Source organism: Aeromonas sp. CU5 (genome assembly GCF_002586745.1).
Lineage (GTDB): Bacteria > Pseudomonadota > Gammaproteobacteria > Enterobacterales > Aeromonadaceae > Aeromonas > Aeromonas sobria.
In genome coordinates this window covers 2651242-2668918 of sequence record NZ_CP023817.1, presented here as the reverse complement: position 1 = coordinate 2668918, position 17677 = coordinate 2651242, and the positions used below count along the sequence as shown (strand labels likewise).

General features: G+C 57.8%; 15 protein-coding genes and 1 pseudogene. 9 read left to right on the top strand and 7 right to left on the bottom strand.

Annotated elements, in window-relative coordinates:
* Positions 1-168 precede the first annotated feature (168 nt).
* Genes CK911_RS11690 through CK911_RS11675 form a run of 4 tightly spaced genes read right to left on the bottom strand, consistent with a single transcriptional unit; the run spans position 169 to position 3323 of the window.
* The gene (locus tag CK911_RS11690) at positions 169-1335 is read right to left on the bottom strand and encodes a hypothetical protein (protein ID WP_098970109.1); all 1167 of its coding nucleotides are present in this window, start codon (positions 1333-1335) and stop codon (positions 169-171) included.
* Positions 1335-1706: a GtrA family protein gene (locus tag CK911_RS11685; protein ID WP_098970106.1), complete on the bottom strand. Its 372-nt coding sequence runs from the start codon at positions 1704-1706 to the stop codon at positions 1335-1337. The genes CK911_RS11690 and CK911_RS11685 overlap by 1 nt, the downstream gene beginning before the upstream one ends.
* Entirely contained in the window at positions 1703-2722 is a 1020-nt protein-coding gene (locus CK911_RS11680) for a glycosyltransferase family 2 protein (RefSeq protein ID WP_098970104.1), read from the bottom strand. The genes CK911_RS11685 and CK911_RS11680 overlap by 4 nt, the downstream gene beginning before the upstream one ends.
* Positions 2723-2777: 55 nt before the next feature.
* Entirely contained in the window at positions 2778-3323 is a 546-nt protein-coding gene (locus CK911_RS11675) for a hypothetical protein (protein ID WP_068978754.1), read from the bottom strand.
* A gap of 323 nt (positions 3324-3646) precedes the next feature.
* Here CK911_RS11675 and CK911_RS11670 point away from each other — a divergent pair, with 323 nt between their 5' ends.
* The 3 genes from CK911_RS11670 to CK911_RS11660 all read left to right on the top strand — a co-directional run bounded on the left by CK911_RS11670 (position 3647) and on the right by CK911_RS11660 (position 6686).
* Positions 3647-4411, top strand: coding sequence for an ABC transporter substrate-binding protein (locus tag CK911_RS11670; protein ID WP_098970102.1), 765 nt, complete (start codon positions 3647-3649; stop codon positions 4409-4411).
* Between the two features lie 80 nt (positions 4412-4491).
* Positions 4492-5976 carry a murein L,D-transpeptidase gene (locus tag CK911_RS11665; protein WP_098970100.1) on the top strand — a complete coding sequence of 495 codons (1485 nt, stop codon included), beginning with the start codon at positions 4492-4494 and terminating at the stop codon, positions 5974-5976.
* 164 nt (positions 5977-6140) lie between these two features.
* Positions 6141-6686 (top strand): DUF882 domain-containing protein, encoded by a 546-nt coding sequence (locus CK911_RS11660; protein WP_042020774.1) that lies wholly within the window; start codon positions 6141-6143, stop codon positions 6684-6686.
* A gap of 124 nt (positions 6687-6810) precedes the next feature.
* On the opposite strand, the gene CK911_RS11655 is transcribed toward CK911_RS11660, so the two are convergent.
* The 3 genes from CK911_RS11655 to CK911_RS11645 are packed head-to-tail and all read right to left on the bottom strand — an operon-like array spanning position 6811 to position 10716.
* Entirely contained in the window at positions 6811-8814 is a 2004-nt protein-coding gene (locus tag CK911_RS11655) for a DUF3488 and transglutaminase-like domain-containing protein (RefSeq protein ID WP_098970098.1), read from the bottom strand.
* Positions 8801-9796 carry a DUF58 domain-containing protein gene (locus CK911_RS11650; RefSeq protein WP_098970096.1) on the bottom strand — a complete coding sequence of 332 codons (996 nt, stop codon included), beginning with the start codon at positions 9794-9796 and terminating at the stop codon, positions 8801-8803. The genes CK911_RS11655 and CK911_RS11650 overlap by 14 nt, the downstream gene beginning before the upstream one ends.
* The gene (locus tag CK911_RS11645) at positions 9796-10716 is read right to left on the bottom strand and encodes a MoxR family ATPase (protein WP_098970094.1); all 921 of its coding nucleotides are present in this window, start codon (positions 10714-10716) and stop codon (positions 9796-9798) included. The genes CK911_RS11650 and CK911_RS11645 overlap by 1 nt, the downstream gene beginning before the upstream one ends.
* Positions 10717-10940: 224 nt before the next feature.
* Here CK911_RS11645 and ampC point away from each other — a divergent pair.
* The 6 genes and pseudogenes from ampC to yidZ (CK911_RS11610) all read left to right on the top strand — a co-directional run bounded on the left by ampC (position 10941) and on the right by yidZ (CK911_RS11610) (position 17528).
* Positions 10941-12088 (top strand): annotated as a pseudogene (gene ampC, locus CK911_RS11640) (FOX/MOX family class C beta-lactamase).
* Positions 12089-12387: 299 nt separating this feature from the next.
* Complete coding sequence (locus tag CK911_RS11635; RefSeq protein ID WP_098970091.1) at positions 12388-13560, top strand: MFS transporter; 1173 nt, start codon at positions 12388-12390, stop codon at positions 13558-13560.
* Between the two features lie 18 nt (positions 13561-13578).
* On the top strand, positions 13579-14541 hold the full coding sequence (gene yidZ / locus CK911_RS11630) for an HTH-type transcriptional regulator YidZ (protein WP_042020521.1): 963 nt from the start codon (positions 13579-13581) through the stop codon (positions 14539-14541).
* A gap of 535 nt (positions 14542-15076) precedes the next feature.
* Complete coding sequence (locus CK911_RS11625) at positions 15077-15361, top strand: Bor family protein (protein WP_253860420.1); 285 nt, start codon at positions 15077-15079, stop codon at positions 15359-15361.
* Positions 15362-15380: 19 nt separating this feature from the next.
* Positions 15381-16346 (top strand): hypothetical protein, encoded by a 966-nt coding sequence (locus CK911_RS11620; RefSeq protein ID WP_172954010.1) that lies wholly within the window; start codon positions 15381-15383, stop codon positions 16344-16346.
* A gap of 213 nt (positions 16347-16559) precedes the next feature.
* Positions 16560-17528, top strand: a complete 969-nt coding sequence (gene yidZ, locus CK911_RS11610; protein WP_098970086.1) for an HTH-type transcriptional regulator YidZ — start codon at positions 16560-16562, stop codon at positions 17526-17528.
* The last annotated feature ends 149 nt before the right edge of the window (positions 17529-17677 follow it).

Below are 17677 nucleotides of genomic sequence, written 5' to 3'. Positions count from 1 at the left end.
GGAGCACAGAGAGCCTTGGATCGGCAAAATGCCGATTTGTGACATCAGTTCAAATGGTTACGTTTTCAAGCCGTGGAAAGTGTGACGGGGACGGGAGTGAGATAAATCTTCGGATAAAAAATGCCGGTCAGGTGACCGGCATTTGAGGTTCGAAGCATCGCCGTAAAATCAGACGGTGAAGAACTTGAAGTTGACGAAGGCCACCGCGATGAAGGAGGCAACCATGCCGCTGAGGCAGAGTACTGCAGGGCGGATGGCGGGCCAGCGATGGGTCAGCAGAATGATGGCCAGCAGGGTCGGGTAGAGCCCGAACATGTAGCGCGGCATGGCGTTGAGGCCGGTCATCAGCGGAATGGTGCAGCAGATAAACATCAGGGTCGCTTCCGCCCAGCGCTTCTGGCTGAACAGGTAGCCGTTCAGACACCAGCCGAAGATCACCATGATGGAGAGGTAAGCCTTGCGGCCGCCCAGCTCGAATCCGCTCAGCCACCAGTCCAGCGGGCTGTCCATGTAGCGACCCCAGGCCACCTGAATGTGCTTGAACGCCATCGCATCACCGGTCAGGTGATAGAGGTAGACCATGTAGGCGAACAGGCCGAACGGGATCATCCAGAGGGTGAATACCACCTTGAAGGCCCGCTCGGTGAAGCGGAAAAACTCCCGCCAGCCGTAAGCCTGCAGCGCCAGGATCAGCACCGGGAAGACCATCATCACTCCCAGGTTACGGGTGCCGGAGATACAGACCCCCAGCAGAGCAACCATCAGCCACTGCTCCCGATAGGCGAACAGGAACATCCCCAGCATCAGCGCCATAAAGGTCGATTCGGTATAACCGGAGACGAAGTAGGCGGAGAAGGGGGAGAAGGCGAGCAGCCAGACGCCAAAGCGGGCTGTCTCGTCACCGAGCTTGAGCTGACGCAGCACCAGCAACATCAGCGCCAAACCGGCGAAGAAAGAGGCGTTGGCCACAATGATGAGGCCGATCAGGCTCTCGACATTGAACAGGTTGGAGATGGCACCGGAGACCATCGGATAGAGCGGCATAAAGGCCCAGTTGGCCGCATTGCCCTTGCTCAGCCAGCGCGGGTAGAGGTCGTAGCCGTTTTCGATGATGCGCTGGAACCAAACGCAGTCGAACTGGCAATAGGCCTGCAGCGGGCCGATATCGGGGGAGCCATAGAGCTGGACACCGAAGTAGCCCATGCCATAAAGCGCCACCCGACTCAGCAAGAAGGCGGCGATGATCATCAACCAGTCACGGCCGCTGATGCGCAGTGACGGGCGATAGGGGAGGGCAGCCCCGGTTAACGGGGCGGTATTGGTCATATCATTCATCAGGCAAAAACCCAGACGCGAGAGAGAACGTAAGTGAGGACGGTAACGGTCAGGGTGGCGATGACCACCGGCAGCAGACCGGAGAGCCCGGCAAACAGCAGGCCGCTCAGGATCAGGTTACGTACCGCCAGCGAGAAGAGAGCGACCAGCAGAAACTTGCTGGCGGCTCCCTGCTTCTGGAAGGTGATGTAGCGGTGACCAAAGAAGGAGAACCAGAACGCGATGGCAAAGGCCAAGGTCGTTACCAGATGCTCCGACATGGCCGGCCAGGTATGAAACAGTGCGATGGAGGTGCCAAGGTCGACGAGGGTAGCTCCCCCGCCGACAAAACCGAAACGTACCAGCCGCCAGAATTCCTCGCGGGAGATCATTGAGGCGCTTGCTCCTGCTGTTCTTGCTGCTCTTTTACATCATCCGGCTTTTTATTGGCATCCCGTTTGGCGTACTCGCCATAGACACCTTCGATGAGGTAGACGGGACGCTGCTTCACTTCCACGAACATGCGGCCGATGTACTCGCCTATGATGCCCAGCGACAACAGCTGGATACCACCGAGGAACAGCACCACTGACATCAGGGAGGCGTAACCGGGTACGTCGATGCCGAAGAAGAGCACCTGAGTGATGATTTTCAGTATGTACAGGAAGGCAACCAGCGAGACGCTTACCCCCACATAGCTCCAGACTCGCAGCGGCCAGCTGGAGAAGCTGAGCAGACCATCGAGGGCGAAGTTCCACAGTTTCCAGTAGTTGAACTTGGTTTCACCGGCGTGACGGGCAGGGCGCTCGTAGGGGACGCCAACGGCACGGAAACCGGCCCAGGCGAACAGACCCTTCATGAAGCGGTTACGCTCGGGCAGTTGCTTGATTGCCTCGACCACGCGGCGATCGATCAGGCGGAAGTCACCGGCGTTCTCCGGCAGCTTGGTGCTGGTGGAGAGGGCGTTGAAGAAACGGTAGAAACCACCGGCAGTCAGGCGTTTCATCGGGGTATCGGCGCTGCGATCGACCCGGATGCCATAGACGGTGTCATAGTCACCGGTTTGCCACAGTTTGACAAATTCTAGGATCAGGGCGGGCGGGTCTTGCAGATCCACGTCCATCGGCACGATGGCGTCCCCTTTGGCCTGATGCAGGCCAGCGGTCATCGCCGCCTCTTTGCCAAAGTTGCGAGCCAGGTTGACCAGGGTGATGCGCGGGTCGCGGGCAATGGCTTGCTCGACTACTTCACGGGTGCGGTCACGGCTACCATCGTTGACGAATACAATTTCAAGCTGGTCTTTCAGCGGGGCCAGTTCATTGTCTATCGCGTTGATGAAGGCATCGATACTCTCTTCCTCGTTATAAACGGGAACGACCAGAGAGAGTCGAAAATCTGGATGCGACATAAGAACGTCCTTATTAGAGATAGTTGTTTTTATAAAATGGTATTCGGCGCAAGGATCACTGGGCAACAGTCAAACGTACCGACTCCACGTTGATTGGAGTAGGTGCCGATAGTGCCAGAAAGTTGGGGTGTTTGGGGTCTGCGGTAAGAGAGTCACCGGGCAGGCTGAGACGGATCTCGTTGATACCCGCTTTGGCCATTTTAATCGTGGTGGTGAAGTCGTGACCCAAGGCCACCTTCAGCAGGGCGCCAGCCTCCGGGCTGTTGATGCGGGCGTGTACCGTCAGTTGATCAGGATTGGCTGACTGTTTTGGCAGCACAAAATAGAGACCGCCTTGACCGGTGAGCAGGGTGCCTGCATCGCTTGGCTTTTTGGCCCAGCCTTCGCTGGAGAGGAAGCGGCTCGGCTTGGTCAGATTGAGCTCGTTGCCTGGCTGATAGGTCATGCTGGAGTTGTGTTCCCAGAAGCGGGTTTTGCCTTCCAGATAATAGAGTTTGTAGGCCAGGCTCACGTTGGGGTGAGCAGCCAGATAGAGGGTGTAAAGATAAAAACCGCTTAACGCCATAATGGCAGTCAAAAAACCGAACTTTTTGTACGTCATATCACTCTCTACGCCTGACAGAATTGGTAGGCCGATGTCGCGCATATGCTAATCCAATTGCAAAAAAAGCATAGTGGATCACAAAAAAAAATTTGGTCACATATTAACCCCTCTTTGTCCTTGTGCCAAATAGTGCTGTTTTTCCCAATATACAGAGTTGGCGAGGCGTCAGTGACCGGAATCCGTGGCGATCATACAAGCAGATTGACAAGCATCACCGTTTTGCTGTGCCATTTTTTAGCGCATGCCATAGTTATGTGCCCTCTATCGCCATTTTACTGGAGCCGTTTTATGATGGCCCACCTTTTCGTCAAGGACGACATATGAAGTGGATCTCTTACTGCCTGTTATGCGGGTTATGGGCGCCAATGGCCTTTGCCAAGGTACTTTGTCCCGAGCCCATTCAGGTCGGTTACGATAATTGGCCTCCTTACCATTATCACGAGGCCGACTCACCGCAACAGGTGCGCGGTTATGCCGTCGAAGTGCTGACGGCCGTGCTCTCCTCCATGGACTGCAAGGTCAACTATGTGGAGCTGCCCTGGAAGCGGGTACTCCATGAGATGGAGTACGGCGAGATAGACATGGCGATGGAGGCGAACATCAATGATGAGCGTGCCCGTTACGCCTGGTTTTCAGACGCTTACAACCCCGGGCGGACCCTGTTATGGGTCCGTAAGGACAGCAACTACTCAGAGCCGGATCTGGCGAGCTGGCTGGCCAAGGGTTATACCCTCGGGATCACCAAAGAGTACTTTTATGGTGATGAGGTGATGGCGCTGCTTGGCCGTTATGCCAGCCAGGTGAGTGAGGTGAGTGACAAGCAGAATTACGACAAGTTGGCCCGGGGGCGCATTGATGGCTTTCTCGGTGACATGTTGGCGACACCCAGTGGGCTGAAAAAGGAAGGCCGGAGTGGCCAATTCGCCTATCACCCCATGGTGGTGTATGAATCGCCGAGTTTTTTTATGCTGAGCAAACGCAGTGTGTCGCAGCAGTTCTTGCAACAATTTAATCAGGCGTTAACCGCGTTTAAGGGAACAGATGCATACGACATTATCTGGCAACGTTATGGCCCCGGGCGCTAGCAAAGTGATGGCTGTTCACGCATGATGAGCGGCCTGATATTCAGGCCTGACTAAATGAATAAACCGTTTTTGAGGTGTCCATGGGGATGAAGTATTGGCTGGCCCTTGCCAATCTGGTGTGGCTGGGATGTTGGCCTGCCGGGGTAGTTCATGCGGCAGAATCACAGATGGTGGTGGCGGCCAGTGAACCCCGGCATGACTGGTATCAGGGCAGTCAGGCTGAACTGGTTCGTATCGAGTTGGAGCAACAGCTGCAAGAGGCTGTGTTAGCCCAGCTGCACCCCGATTTCTTCACCTTGTGGAAGCGGCTGCAGGCTGCCCCTGCCACCAAGCGTGGCGCCATCTATGACGATATTTTTGCCAAGCTGAGCCGTTTTCAGCATGCCTGGCGGGGGATGGATCTGGTCTCTCGCGAGCAGATGAAGACCCTCAAATTCGATTTGAACCGCCCAGTGGTCAGCAAGCCCAGCGATGATGACTTGCTCACCCAGGTAAAATCCCTGCGTCCCCAGGTGGCGGAATATGAGGCGGTGCGGGCCAAAGTGCACAAGCTGCTGGCGATGCCGATGGCCAGCAAGTGGCCGACGCTGGAGATGCCGACCCTGCGAACCGGAGATAGCTCAGCCGTACTGGGTCAGCTTCGCGCCATGCTCAACGAGCTGGGTGACAGCGCGCCGAGCCATGGTGATCTGATTTACGATGGCGATACCGAGCAGGCCATCAAACAGTTTCAGCGTCGTCATGGCCTGACTGCTGACGGCATCATCGGCCGCCAGACCCGCTCCTGGCTCAATACCGGCCCGCAAGTGCGTGCCAGCTTGCTGCTGCGCAACCTGTGGCGTCGCGATCTGGTGGATCAGTTTGCCGGTGGCCGCTATGTGCTTGTCAACATTCCCGATTACCGCCTGAGTGTGGTGCAGGCGGGCAGTGAGATATTTACCAGCAGGGTCATCGTCGGCAAGGAGCAGCGGGCGACCCCTATACTGGCCAGCGAGATCCGCTCTATCGTGCTCAACCCCTCCTGGCATGTGCCGCGCTCCATCCTGAGCAAGGACATTCTGCCCAAGCTGGGCCGTGATCCCGCCTACCTCAATCGCGAGCAGTTCGAGGTGATCGACAGTGAAGGCAATCCGGTGCAGTTTACCGAAGAGGGGTGGCATCAGGCGCTGGCTGCCGGTTTCCCCTATCGCCTGCGGCAAAAACCGGGTGACCACAATGCCCTGGGGCGCTACAAGTTCTACCTGCCCAACAATGATGCCATCTATCTGCACTCTACCCCGCGCAAGGCGCTGTTCGAGCAGGGCGCGCGTGCCTTCAGTTCGGGCTGCATCCGGGTGGAACATGCGGACGATCTGGCCGAACTGTTGCTGGCGGATTCCCGCTATCAGCCGGACAAGGTGGCCAATATCCTCAAGGAGAGCCAGACCAAATGGTTGCCGCTCACCACTCCGATCCCGGTGTTTACCGTCTACTGGAGCAGCTGGATCGACGAAAATGGTCGCCAGCAACTGCGCAATGACATCTACGGATTTGATCGAGTCAGCTTCCAGAGCCGCTTGTTGTGATCCCTGCCACAGAGTGAGAAGCCCGGCCTGTGCCGGGCTTTTCTATGGGCAATGGAGGTTTGACATGGGCCCCTGCCGGAAGGTAGTTTCAAGCGCCCGTATCAAATTCATCCTGTGATCTCATTTAACTTTTTTCGCTTGAAACTGCGATGGACGAGCCCCTTATGCTGGAACAAGAGATAAGTCGACGCCGCCTGTTGCTGGGAGCCGGTTGCCTGCTGGGCAGCTCGCTGATCTCCTTCCCTGCGCTGGCAAGCCGCAGTACCTCCGGGCGTGAACTCAGTTTCTTCAATCTCAATACCGGCGAGCGGGTGCGCGCCAGTTATTGGGAGAACGGCCACTATCTGAGCGATGGATTGGCCGAACTCAACCACATCTTCCGCGATTACCGGCGCAATGAAGTGTTCAACATCGACAAGAAGCTGTTTGATCAGCTGTTCCTGTTGCAGCACAAACTGGGTCGGCGCAGCGAGATCCAGCTTATCTCCGGCTATCGTGCACCTGCTACCAATCGCCAGAAGCGCCACAAGAGCCGCGGCGTGGCCAAGCACAGCTATCACACCTTGGGTCAGGCGGTAGATGTGCGGATCCCCGGTGTACAGCTGGCCCATCTACGCAAAGCTGCCCTCAATCTCAAGGTGGGCGGTGTCGGTTACTATCCCCATGACAACTTTGTGCATCTCGATACCGGTCCTGTTCGCAGCTGGTAACGGGGTTTGACGGGGTTTGGCATGCTTGTCAGGCAGCAGGTGAACCGAGCGAAATAAGTCGCTTGGGGAGAGGCTCCATCACTTCGGATTTAGTCAACAACGCCGTAATGGGGACGTAGCCTCTTTATTTATTTTGATCCCAGCAGTGACAAATCCGGTGCAGTCGCCGCTTTAACTGGCGCCAGCTGCGCCGTTGTTGCCGTTCGCTGAGGGGGGCATAACGCCAGCGGCGATAGAGCCAGGCGGCCTGCAACAAGGGGTGGGCAAGGTCGGGACGCAGCCGCGCCAGTCGCTCGCACCATGCCCCCATGCTCTCGGCGGGCTCTGGGGGATAGCCGCTGCGTTTGCTCCGTTTGAGCAAGGGTTGCCAGATGCGCCGCTCTGGCGGCAGGCGGGCGGGCAACAGCAGGGGCAGGCTCACCAGCAGGGCGACCAGCATCAGGCTGGCGAGGATCAACCAGGGTGTGTGCCCCGCCAGTGCAGGCCAGCGCAGGCTGATTTGCTGCCAAAGCTGACCGGCATCGTGGCCGATCACCCAGCGACTCCACTGGTAGTCGATATTGTTGCCCCACCAGCGCAGTTGGTTAAGTAGCGCCCAGTTGCGATAACGCTGCAAAGCGAGCGGGTCGGCGGCGGTAAACTCGTCGCTCAAAGCCTCCCTCACGCCGCCCTCAATGCGCTCCGGCGCCACCGCCGCGGTGGGATCTACTCGCCGCCACTCTCCCCCTTCATCGAGATACTCCACCCAGGCGTGAGCATCGAACTGGTGTACCGCCAGATAGTTGCCACTGGGATTCCACTCGCCGCCGAGATAACCAGTGACCAGCCGTGCCGGAATGCCCGCTGCGCGTAGCACGAAAGCGGTCGCCATGGCGTAGTGACCGCAAAAGCCCTGCCTGGTATCGAACAGGAACCCATCCACCCCGTCACTGCCAAGTCGTGGCGTGGTCAGGGTGTAGTAATAGGATTGGCTGCGAAACTGTTCGAGCAGGGCGGCGACCAGCGCGCTGCGATCCGGATAGCGTGCCGCAAGCTCTTGGCCATAGGCTCGCGCTCTTGGGTTGCCCCCGCCAGGCAGTTGCAGGTTGCGCTGAGCGGCTTGGCGGTCATCCTCGGGCTGCGCTTCGCTTTGGCCGATGCGATAGCGGATCGCCACCTCGCCGCTCCCCTGCCGATAGAGGGTGTCGAGAGGGGTGAGCAGCACCGGGCCCGCCAGCAGGCGTGGTTCACTGAGGGCAAAGGCCCAGCGGTGACGCTGGGGCTCGGCAATCACCTCGTAGCTTCCGGTTGGCAACGGGCTATCTGCCAGTTGATTGTTTGTCTGTGAAGATGACGCCAGAAGGGTGAGGCCGGTCTGCACCGGCACCGTCCGTTGCCACGCCTTGACCTCGGGGCTCAGCAGCCAGCGCTGGCCATCGAAAACCTCCTGCCGCATCACCGGAAAGTAGCGTTCGCGGGCAGGGGGCGGGCCATCGGCAAAGGTGACGCGAAACGCCAGTTCGGAGGAGTTGACCAGTTCGCTGATATCGCCGGGGGCAACCTTTTCCGAGAGCCCCGACAGGGCGCGGCTGCTGGTGGGCATCTGCCAGAGGGGCGGGAGCCTTGGCAGCAGCAAAAAAAGAGTGATGAGCAGTGGAAGCGCCAGCAGCAGGGCGCCGCCCGCACTGCGCCACGGCCGTTTCTGCTCGGGGGCGATGGCGGCCACCAGCGCGGTCACCGCCAGCCAGAGCGCCACTGCCATCCCGGCCGTCCAGCCGATGCTTTGTCGCTGCACCAGCGCCAGCGCGATGAGAAAGAAGGCGAGCAGCAGCACCTGCTCGATATCCCGCTCGCGCCGCACCTCGATCATCTTCAGGCTATAGCCAAGCCAGAGCAGATTGATAAGGGCAGGCAGGGTGCCCAATGTGCGCCACTGCAGCCCCAGCAACACCACGGTAGTGATCGCCAGCAACGCCAACCAGCGGGCAGGAAGGGGCGGCCAGCCGCGCCACAGCATCATGGCACGGACGGCGAGGGTGATAGCGCCTACCGCCACCACCCAGAGCTGCAACTGGGGCCAGAGCGCCGCGACCAGCAGAAGCTGTTGCAGGGCGATGAGCGGCAGCAGGCGGCGGTTATCGAGCTGCATCCGGTGTACTCTCCGGTGGCTTGGCATCGAATCGGGCCAGAGCCAGCAGGCAGCGCTGCATAAAGGTGGCGCCGCTATCGGGCCCCAGCGTCTGGTTGGCCAGCGTCAGGGTGAAGGGGATGCCCCGCTTGCCATAATCGGCGCACCACCAGGCCAGGGCTGACAGTCGCTGCTCAAGATCCGTGCCTGTGACGCCTTGCAGGCTGAGGTGAGTGTCATCTTGTTCGGGTTCCTGGAACTGCTTGACCAGCAGGCCGCGCCCCTGAGCGAACTGCTTCCAGGCAATCCGGCCGAAGGGTTCCCCGACCTGGTGTGCCCTCAACATATCAAAATCGCCGAGGGGGGCCGGACCAGCTTGCCCCCGGGTACCTTTCTGCCCTGATGGCGAACCGCCCCGCAGTAGCCCATAAAGAGGCTTGGGCGAGAGCCAGGCTTCCAGTTGCAGATCCAGCAGCGACCAGCAGCGAAACAGACCGAGTGGGTAGCGGCTCTCTACCCGAAGGCGGCCCAGTGGCAAGCGGCCGCGTTGTATTCCCCGCACCGGCAGGGTCAGGCTCTGGGGTGTCGAGTTTGCCTGCGCCAGCCAGAGCGAGCCTTCATTGAGGGCAAAGTACAGCGCCTGACACGGGCGCACGCTTCGTACCGTCACCTGGATGGGGACCTGGCTGCCCGCCTCCCCCAGCACGGTCGAACCTCCCAGCAGTTCCAGCCCCAGCAAGTTGCGATGGGTAAGCCACATGGCGGCCATGAAGAGGCTGCCGAGGCAATAAGAGACCAGCAGCACCAGGTTGTTCTGGTAGTTGGTACCAAGCAGGTAGATGGCGATCATCACCAGCAGATAGAGCAGCCCCATGCGGGTGGGCAGGATAAACAGGCTGCGCGGCCCCAGTGTCATCTGGCGGGCGGGGGGGATGCGGCGGGTCAGCCAGCGCTGCTGCCACTGCTCCCTCAAGCGGCGCCAGCCCAGCAGGGGGCGTTTCATCAAGGATTGTCCGGACTGACGCTGGCCAGCAGGCGCTGGCTCAGGGGGCTGGCCTCACCCCGCTGTACCCCGAAGCTGCCTCTGAGCCTGTGTTCTGCCACGTAGGGGAAGACGGCCTGCACATCCTCCACAGTGACGAAACGGCGCCCCGCCACCAATGACCAGGCCCGACTCACAGCCAGCAAGGTCTGGGCTGCACGGGGGGAGAGGGGTTGTGGCAACTCCCCTGCAAAGCGGCTCTGCTGCACCAGCGCCAGCAGGTAATCGAGGGTGGCATCGGAAACATGGATAGCATCCCCTTCTGCCTGCAGGGCCGCCAGCCCGGCGCCATCCAGCATGGCGGGCAATGGGCCACTCGGCTGGTGGCCCCGCAGCAGCTGGCGCTCCGCCTCTCGCGGCGGAAAGCCCAGCGAGAGCCGCACCGCGAAGCGATCGAGTTGGGACTCCGGCAGCGGATAGGTGCCCGCCTGATCCGCCGGATTCTGGGTGGCGATGACGAAAAATGGATCGGGGAGTGGATGAGTGTGGCCCTCGATGCTCACCTTGCCCTCGGCCATGGCCTCCAGCAGGGCACTTTGCACCTTGGGGCTGGCACGGTTGATCTCGTCCGCCAGCAGCACCTGGGTAAAGACGGGGCCGGGGTGAAAACGAAACTGCTGCTGGTGGGTGTCAAAGATCTGCAGCCCCAGCAGGTCGGCGGGGAGCAGATCGGCGGTGAACTGTACTCGTCGGCAATCCAGCCCCAGCACCTGTGCCAGCGCGTGGGCCAGGGTGGTCTTGCCCATGCCGGGCAGATCCTCGATCAGCAGATGACCGCGCGCCAGCAGCGTCACCAGCGCGATTTTCAGTTGCAGCGGCTTGCCCAGAATGACTTGCTCCAGTGCCGCCAGCAGCCTTGCTATCTGTTCTTGTGCTTTCACTCGTGCTTCCCCCTGTGTCTGATTGCCCCTACAGCTTATACGTCAGCGATGTAGGAGGGGGCAGCGAAAGGGCAAGCCATTGAGCCGGGTCATTTTTGGGGCGACTTCACACAGACTTCACTCTGGTTCACTGTGGGCACATGGAGCTCATCTATGCTGACGCACGGATTGACTGTGCCAGCCATGGGGTTGGCGTTACCTACATTCATCATGAGACTCATAAAATGGAAAAAGCTACAACCCGGTCGCTGCTGGTACTGAGTACCCTGCTGCTCTCCCCCTTATCCCATGCAAAAGAAGCCGAGCCCCTGACGGCCGTGGTGGATGGCGCCATCCAGCCTTTGCTCAAGGAGCACAGGGTTCCGGGCATGGCGGTCGCCGTGCTCAAAGAAGGCAAGGCGTACTACTTCAACTACGGGGTGGCGGATCGGGAGAGCGGTGCTCGCGTCAGCGAGCAGACCCTGTTCGAAATTGGTTCGGTCAGCAAGACACTGACCGCGACCCTTGGCGCCTATGCCGCGGTCAAGGGTGGTTTTCAGCTGGAGGACAAGGCGAGCCAGCATGCGCCCTGGCTGAAAGGCTCTGCCTTCGACGGCATCACCATGGCCGAACTCGCCACCTACAGTGCGGGCGGTCTGCCGTTGCAATTCCCCGACGAGGTGGATTCCACCGACAAGATGCGTGCCTACTATCGCCAGTGGACGCCAGCCTACCCGGCGGGTACCCATCGCCAGTATTCCAACCCCAGCATAGGTCTGTTTGGTCACCTAGCCGCGAATAGTCTGGGCCAGCCGTTTGAGCAACTGATGAGCCAGACCCTGCTGCCCAAGCTGGGTTTGCATCACACCTATATCCAGGTGCCGGAGTCGGCCATGGCGAATTATGCCTACGGCTATTCGAAGGAAGACAAGCCCGTCAGGGTCAATCCGGGCGTGCTGGCGGCCGAGGCCTATGGCATCAAGACTGGCTCTGCGGATCTGCTGAAGTTTGTCGAGGCGAACATGGGGTATCAGGGAGATGCCGTGGTAAAAAGCGCGATCGCGCTGACCCACACAGGTTTCTACTCTGTGGGGGAAATGACCCAGGGACTGGGCTGGGAGAGTTACGCCTATCCGGTGACCGAGCAGACATTGCTGGCGGGCAACTCATCGGCGGTGATTTACAATGCCAACCCGGTCAAATCAGTTGCCAAGTCCCAAGAGATGGGGGGGCGCGACTCTACAACAAGACGGGCTCGACCGGCGGCTTTGGCGCCTATGTGGCGTTCGTGCCGGCCAAGGGAATAGGCATCGTCATGCTGGCCAACCGCAACTATCCCAACGAGGCCAGGGTCAAGGCGGCTCACGCCATCCTGAGCCAGCTGGCCGAGTGACAGTGCGGTTGTTCTGATTGAGATGAGTACGCCGGGATTGCCCGGCGTACTTATTTGCGTTGTCCACAGCAGTTGTCCATAGGCTCATTGCTTAAACGGCACGCAGCTCAATACGATATTTCCTGATTGGAATGTACCGATCGCCATCTCTTCACTAGGTGCGGGCGGTGGGCGCCCATATAGTTGCCCTCATTGCGATGCGCTGCGTTGCTACCTTTGTCACCACCTTGGCCCCGCCACTGTTCGCCTGTTGCTGCCATCTGGCCGATGCTGGCGGGCCAATCTGTAATGGAGCATCCATGCGTATTTTCCTGTTGTGCAGTTTTCTGATGATCATCCTCTATCCGGTCGGGATCGATCTCTATCTGGTGGCGGTGCCCCAGATTGCCGATGCCCTGCAGGCGAGCGAGGCGCAGATCCACACCGCCTTCTCCATTTATCTGTTCGGCATGGCGGCCACCGTGCTGCTGGGCGGGATGATTGCCGATCGCTACGGGCGGCGCTGGGTGGTGCTCGGGGGCGCGCTGATCTTTGTTCTTGCCTCGTTGGTGGCAGGCAATGCGGAGGGGATCAAGCAGTTCTATTTCGGCCGTTTCTGGCAAGGGGTCGGGGCGGGGGCGCTCTATATCATGACCTTTACCGTGCTGCGGGATGTGTTGAGTCAGGAGCGGTTGGCGATGGCGCTCTCGATGATTAACGGGGTCATCTGCGTGATCCCGGTGCTGGCGCCGGTGCTCGGTTACCTCATCCTGTCGCATTTTGACTGGCGCGGGATCTTCATCGTGATGGCGCTGGTGGCGACCGTCAGCGGTCTGGTCAACCTGTTGCTGCTCAAGGAGACCCGCCCGACCCGGCAACCGGGCAGTGGCGCGGCGCTGCCATTTGCCCTGCTGCGCTCGCCGCGCTTTATGCTGCTCTCCTTGCTGACCAGTGCCAGCGTGACCTCTATTCTGGTCTATGTCAGCGTTTCGCCACTGATCCTGATGAAGGAGTTTGGCTTCACCACCGAGCAGTACTCCATCGTGATGATGGTGATGGCCGGAGTGAGCATGTCCACCTCCTTCCTGACGCCGCTACTGCTGCGCTGGCTTGGTAAGCACAAGGTGCTGGCCGTATCCCATCTGGCTTATCTGCTGGCTGCGTGTTTTCTGCTCGGGTGCTGGCAGTTGGGGGGTAATATCCACCTGCTGTTGCCGGGATTTGCGCTGGTCTGTGTCGGGTTCTCCTGTGGCTTCGGGGTGGCGATGGGGGAGGCACTCGATGGTTGCCAGCACAATGTGGCGTTCGCCAGCGCGGTGCTCTGCATCATGCAGATCAGCCTCTCCGGCCTCTATATCTGGCTGCTGGGTCAACTTGGCTTTGCCCCGACCGAGATGCTGATCTACGCCCTGTTGCTGGCACTGCTCAGTTACCTGGCTGTCAAAGGGCTGGTACCATGGCTCGCGCTTCGTGAAGCGCGGTCGCGGGGATAACGAACGATGAGAGGGGATATGCGCAATCTGGGTGAACTCGATTTGAACCTGTTGGTGGTTTTCAAGCACCTGATGCAGGCGCGCAGTGTGGCTGGGGCGGCCAAAAAGCTCTGTGTCACCCCGTCGGCGGTGAGCAAGTCTCTGGCCAAGTTGCGGGAGTGGTTTGACGATCCGCTGTTTGTGCGGGTACGGCAAGGATTGCAGCCCACCAACCTCTCCCTGACGCTGGAGGAGGAGCTGAAGGTCTGGTTCCAGCTCACCGACAGCATCACCTCGCTCAATAGCGACGCGATCCCCGACGGAGCCCGCTTCACGCTGGTGATGGAGTCCCCCTTCTACATCAGTTTTCTGAGCGATCTGCCGATGACCATCTACCAGAAGTACCCCAACTCGGTGGTCAGGATGCTGGGGTGGGATCACCACTCTCTCAACGACATCGTCAACGGTGATGCGGATCTCGGCTTCTGCGCCCGCGAGACCCATGGCCGCTCTCAGGCCAAGGTCAATCGGTTGCCCTACTACATCGATCACGAGGTGCTGTTCACCGATCGTCCGGTGGTTTTTCTGCGCAAGGATCACCCCTTGCTCCAGCAGAAATGGTCGCTGGAGAACTTTCTGGCCTGCCCCCAGATCAGCATGGTGTGGGAAGCGAACGATACCTGGGCCCTCGACAGTTTGCTGGAGGACGAGGGGCTGAAGCGGGAGGTGCCCATCATGGTCTCCAGCTTCGAGCAGGCGTTGCATATTGCCTCCCAGTCGAGCCATGAGCTGATTGCGGTGGCTCCTTCCTACTGCGGTGGTTATGCCAGTCGGCATCACGGCAATCTGATCGCCATGCCGCTGCCGCTGCCGGAGAAGCTCTATGCCCAGCTGGAGATCGCCTTCATCCTGCTGTGGCACAAACGGCACAATCAGGATGCCAAGGTGATGTGGCTGCGCAACGAGATCCGGCGACTCTACAACGACGAATCGCCACGCTAATGTTGCCATGACGGTGCCCATTGATCAGCCGGAGCCATCTGCTCCGGCTTTTTTATGTCCCGATTTATGTCCTGAAACAACAGGTTGCTGCGGGCATGAGTGGTGCTGACAATATTGCATTTAGTGGCGACAACAAACGATTAACGAACATTCTAAAATGGAAGGTGCCAACTTCTGGTTTTGCTATAGACGTCACACTCTCAGCTGTTAGATACTGCCATTTATAATAAAAGCTGCGATGTGCTATCGGGAAATATCCGTGCCTGTCAGTGGTCACTCACAAATAATATAAAGTTATCGGCTTGTGTTAACATTATCACCCTGTATTTACATCTGGATGTATCGCCAGGGGATGTCTATTGTTCATCGAACACTTATGAAATAAATCATTACAACTTTCTCATGGTTTTATGCCATTGGGTGTCTATTCTTGCTGTTAATATATTTCCGTTAAAGCTAGATATTGTGGACTAACGAAACTGGAAAGGTTGTTTAAATTATTAATCACAAAACTATAACGGCCATTGTTTTGACCGTGTTGCTCTGTGGTTGCGCGAAAAACAGTGTGCATTCTGATGGTTCCCAGGCATTTGCACTTAACAAAGGTGCGATTGTCAGTTCGAAAGAAATTACCAGCCACTTTTTCTTTTCCGATATCGACTTCGGCATCAACGATACGATTGATGCGGCCGCGATCTGTCACGGTATCGAGAATGTCGTACGGATAGAGACCAAAGTCGGCTTTTGGGACTCCCTGTTTACCAGCCTGAGTTTCGGTATTTATGCACCTCGCACAGCGCAAATAGACTGTGCTGCATGACAAGTAAAGGAGATAGCGTGTGACTCAATTGAAAAGTATTTTATTGGCGACTGCCGGTATGGCGGCGCTTTATGGCTGTGGTGGTGGATCTGATGAAACAACCGTTGTAAAAGCCAGTGAACCGGTTAAACCCCTTGCACTGGAACATGTGACTATACCTAATGCAACACTTTATAAGGCTGATTATATACAAACCAACGGGGCGATAGACCTGACTGGTTTGGCATTGAAATATCAAAAAATTGATGGGATAGATGTTACTCGCTGGAGTGCATGGGTCAATAATGGTGTGATGGCCACCAAATGGTGGGTAGAGCAGAGTCGTGATGAAATATTAAAAGACAATCCTAATTCAGTACAGCTCACAAGTATCAGTCGTCAAATGAACCGGCCAATGGCAGATGGTCGTGTCCCTGCAGAGCTTGTCATCAAGCGGGTAGATGTTTCTTATAATGATATTGTTCACAACACACCGCAGATAAAGGTGAGCAATCCTAACATTTCCTCGAAACTTAATACTGAGCTTGATTTCGTTAGTGCTGGCACCTCAATGTATCCAAAATGGTCTGGTAAAATATCCTTAACGGAGTTGAAAACCCGCGCCATAAATACGGATAACTGGCATGACAATAAGGGGTATAGCACGGATATGCTGGGCGATGTGGAGACAACCCGCAATGGTGACAAGGTGACGGTCACGATGACGTTTCCGGCTGCCGGATGTACCCTGGTGGGGGATGCAACTTCATCGGGTAAAACAAATTTCGACAAGCTGATTTTTACCGGTTTTGACAAGTGTCGGTTTGACCTCGCGAAAGGGGTAAACTGGACTGCCCCCGATCTTTTTAACAACGAAGGATTGGCCAAGGGAAGAAATGGGACTGTGGCTTATGGCGCGACTCTTAAAAATGATAGCGGAGCAGAGATGCTGCTTATCGGCTTCCCTGAACTGGATGGTGTCGTGTTGGTGATGAACAAGAGATAGGCGAGCATTCGATAATCTGTTTTTGGCCGTATGTGGTTGAGTAGTGCATGGTTGCGGTGTCGCAGAGAGAAAACAGGCTAGCTACTCTGATGGTGCTTTGGGGCTGGTTTTCGGTGGATAATTTTGCACACAGGCCGGTCGATCAGCGTGCGAAGGTCATCGTTCGCAGTCCGAAAGGCACCTTCACGGTGAGGGCCTTTGACGAGAGGAAGTATGCGAACACTGGGTGAGCTCGATTTGAACCTGCTGGTGGTATTCAAATACCTGATGGCGGAGCGTAGTGTGGCGGGCGCGGCGAAACAGCTCAGTGTGACCCCTTCCACTGTGAGCAAGGCGTTGGCCAAGCTGCGGGACTGGTTTGCCGACCCGCTCTTTGTGAGAGGGCGCAAGGGGTTAATGCCGACCAACCTCGCTCTGGCGCTGGCCGGTGAGCTGGAAGCCTGGTTCCAGCTCACCGGCAGCATCGCCTCGCTCAATAGTGAGGCGATCCCCGATGGGGCCCGCTTCAATCTGGTGATGCAATCTCCCTTCTACAACAGCCTGCTGAGTGATTTGCCTGTCACCATCCATGAGAAGTATCCCAACTCGGTGGTCAAGATGCAGGGGTGGAATCACCACTCCCTCACGGATCTCGTGAATGGCGATGCGGATCTCGGCGTCTGTGTCCGCGAGCGTTATGACCGTTCTCTGGCCAAGATCAGCAATCTGCCCTATTACATCGATCACGAAGTGCTGTTCCACGACTTGCCGGTGGTGTTCTTGCGCAAGGATCACCCGCTGCTGCAGCAGTGGACACTGGAGAACTTTCTGGCTTGCTCCCACTGCAGCGTGGTGCTGGAGGTCAAGGAGACCTGGAGCCTGGATATGCTGCTGGAGGATGAGGGGTTGCAGCGCAAGGTGCCCATCATGGTATCCAGCTTCGAGCAGGCGCTGAATGTTGCTTCCCAATCTACCCATGAGCTGATTGCGGTCGCCCCCTCCTACTGCGCCGGGTTTGCGGCCAAATATCACCCCAATCTGGTGACCATGCCGCTGCCACTGCCGGAGAAGCTCTATAAACAGCTGGAGGTCACCTTCATCTTGCTGTGGCACAAACGCCACAATCAGGATGCCAAGGTGATGTGGTTGCTCAATGAGATAAGGCTGCTCTATCACCGCGAGTCGCGACCTTCAGCCAGATAGCGGGAGCCGGAGCAAGATGCTCCGGTTTTTTTATGATGAACTGTGCGGGAGTGGTGGTGGCACCGTGGATCGAGCCGTGCTGAGAAGAGGTTACCCGTTTATTTCACTGCCAAATCATGACTGTGGCATGCGCGAAAAGAAAAAGCCCA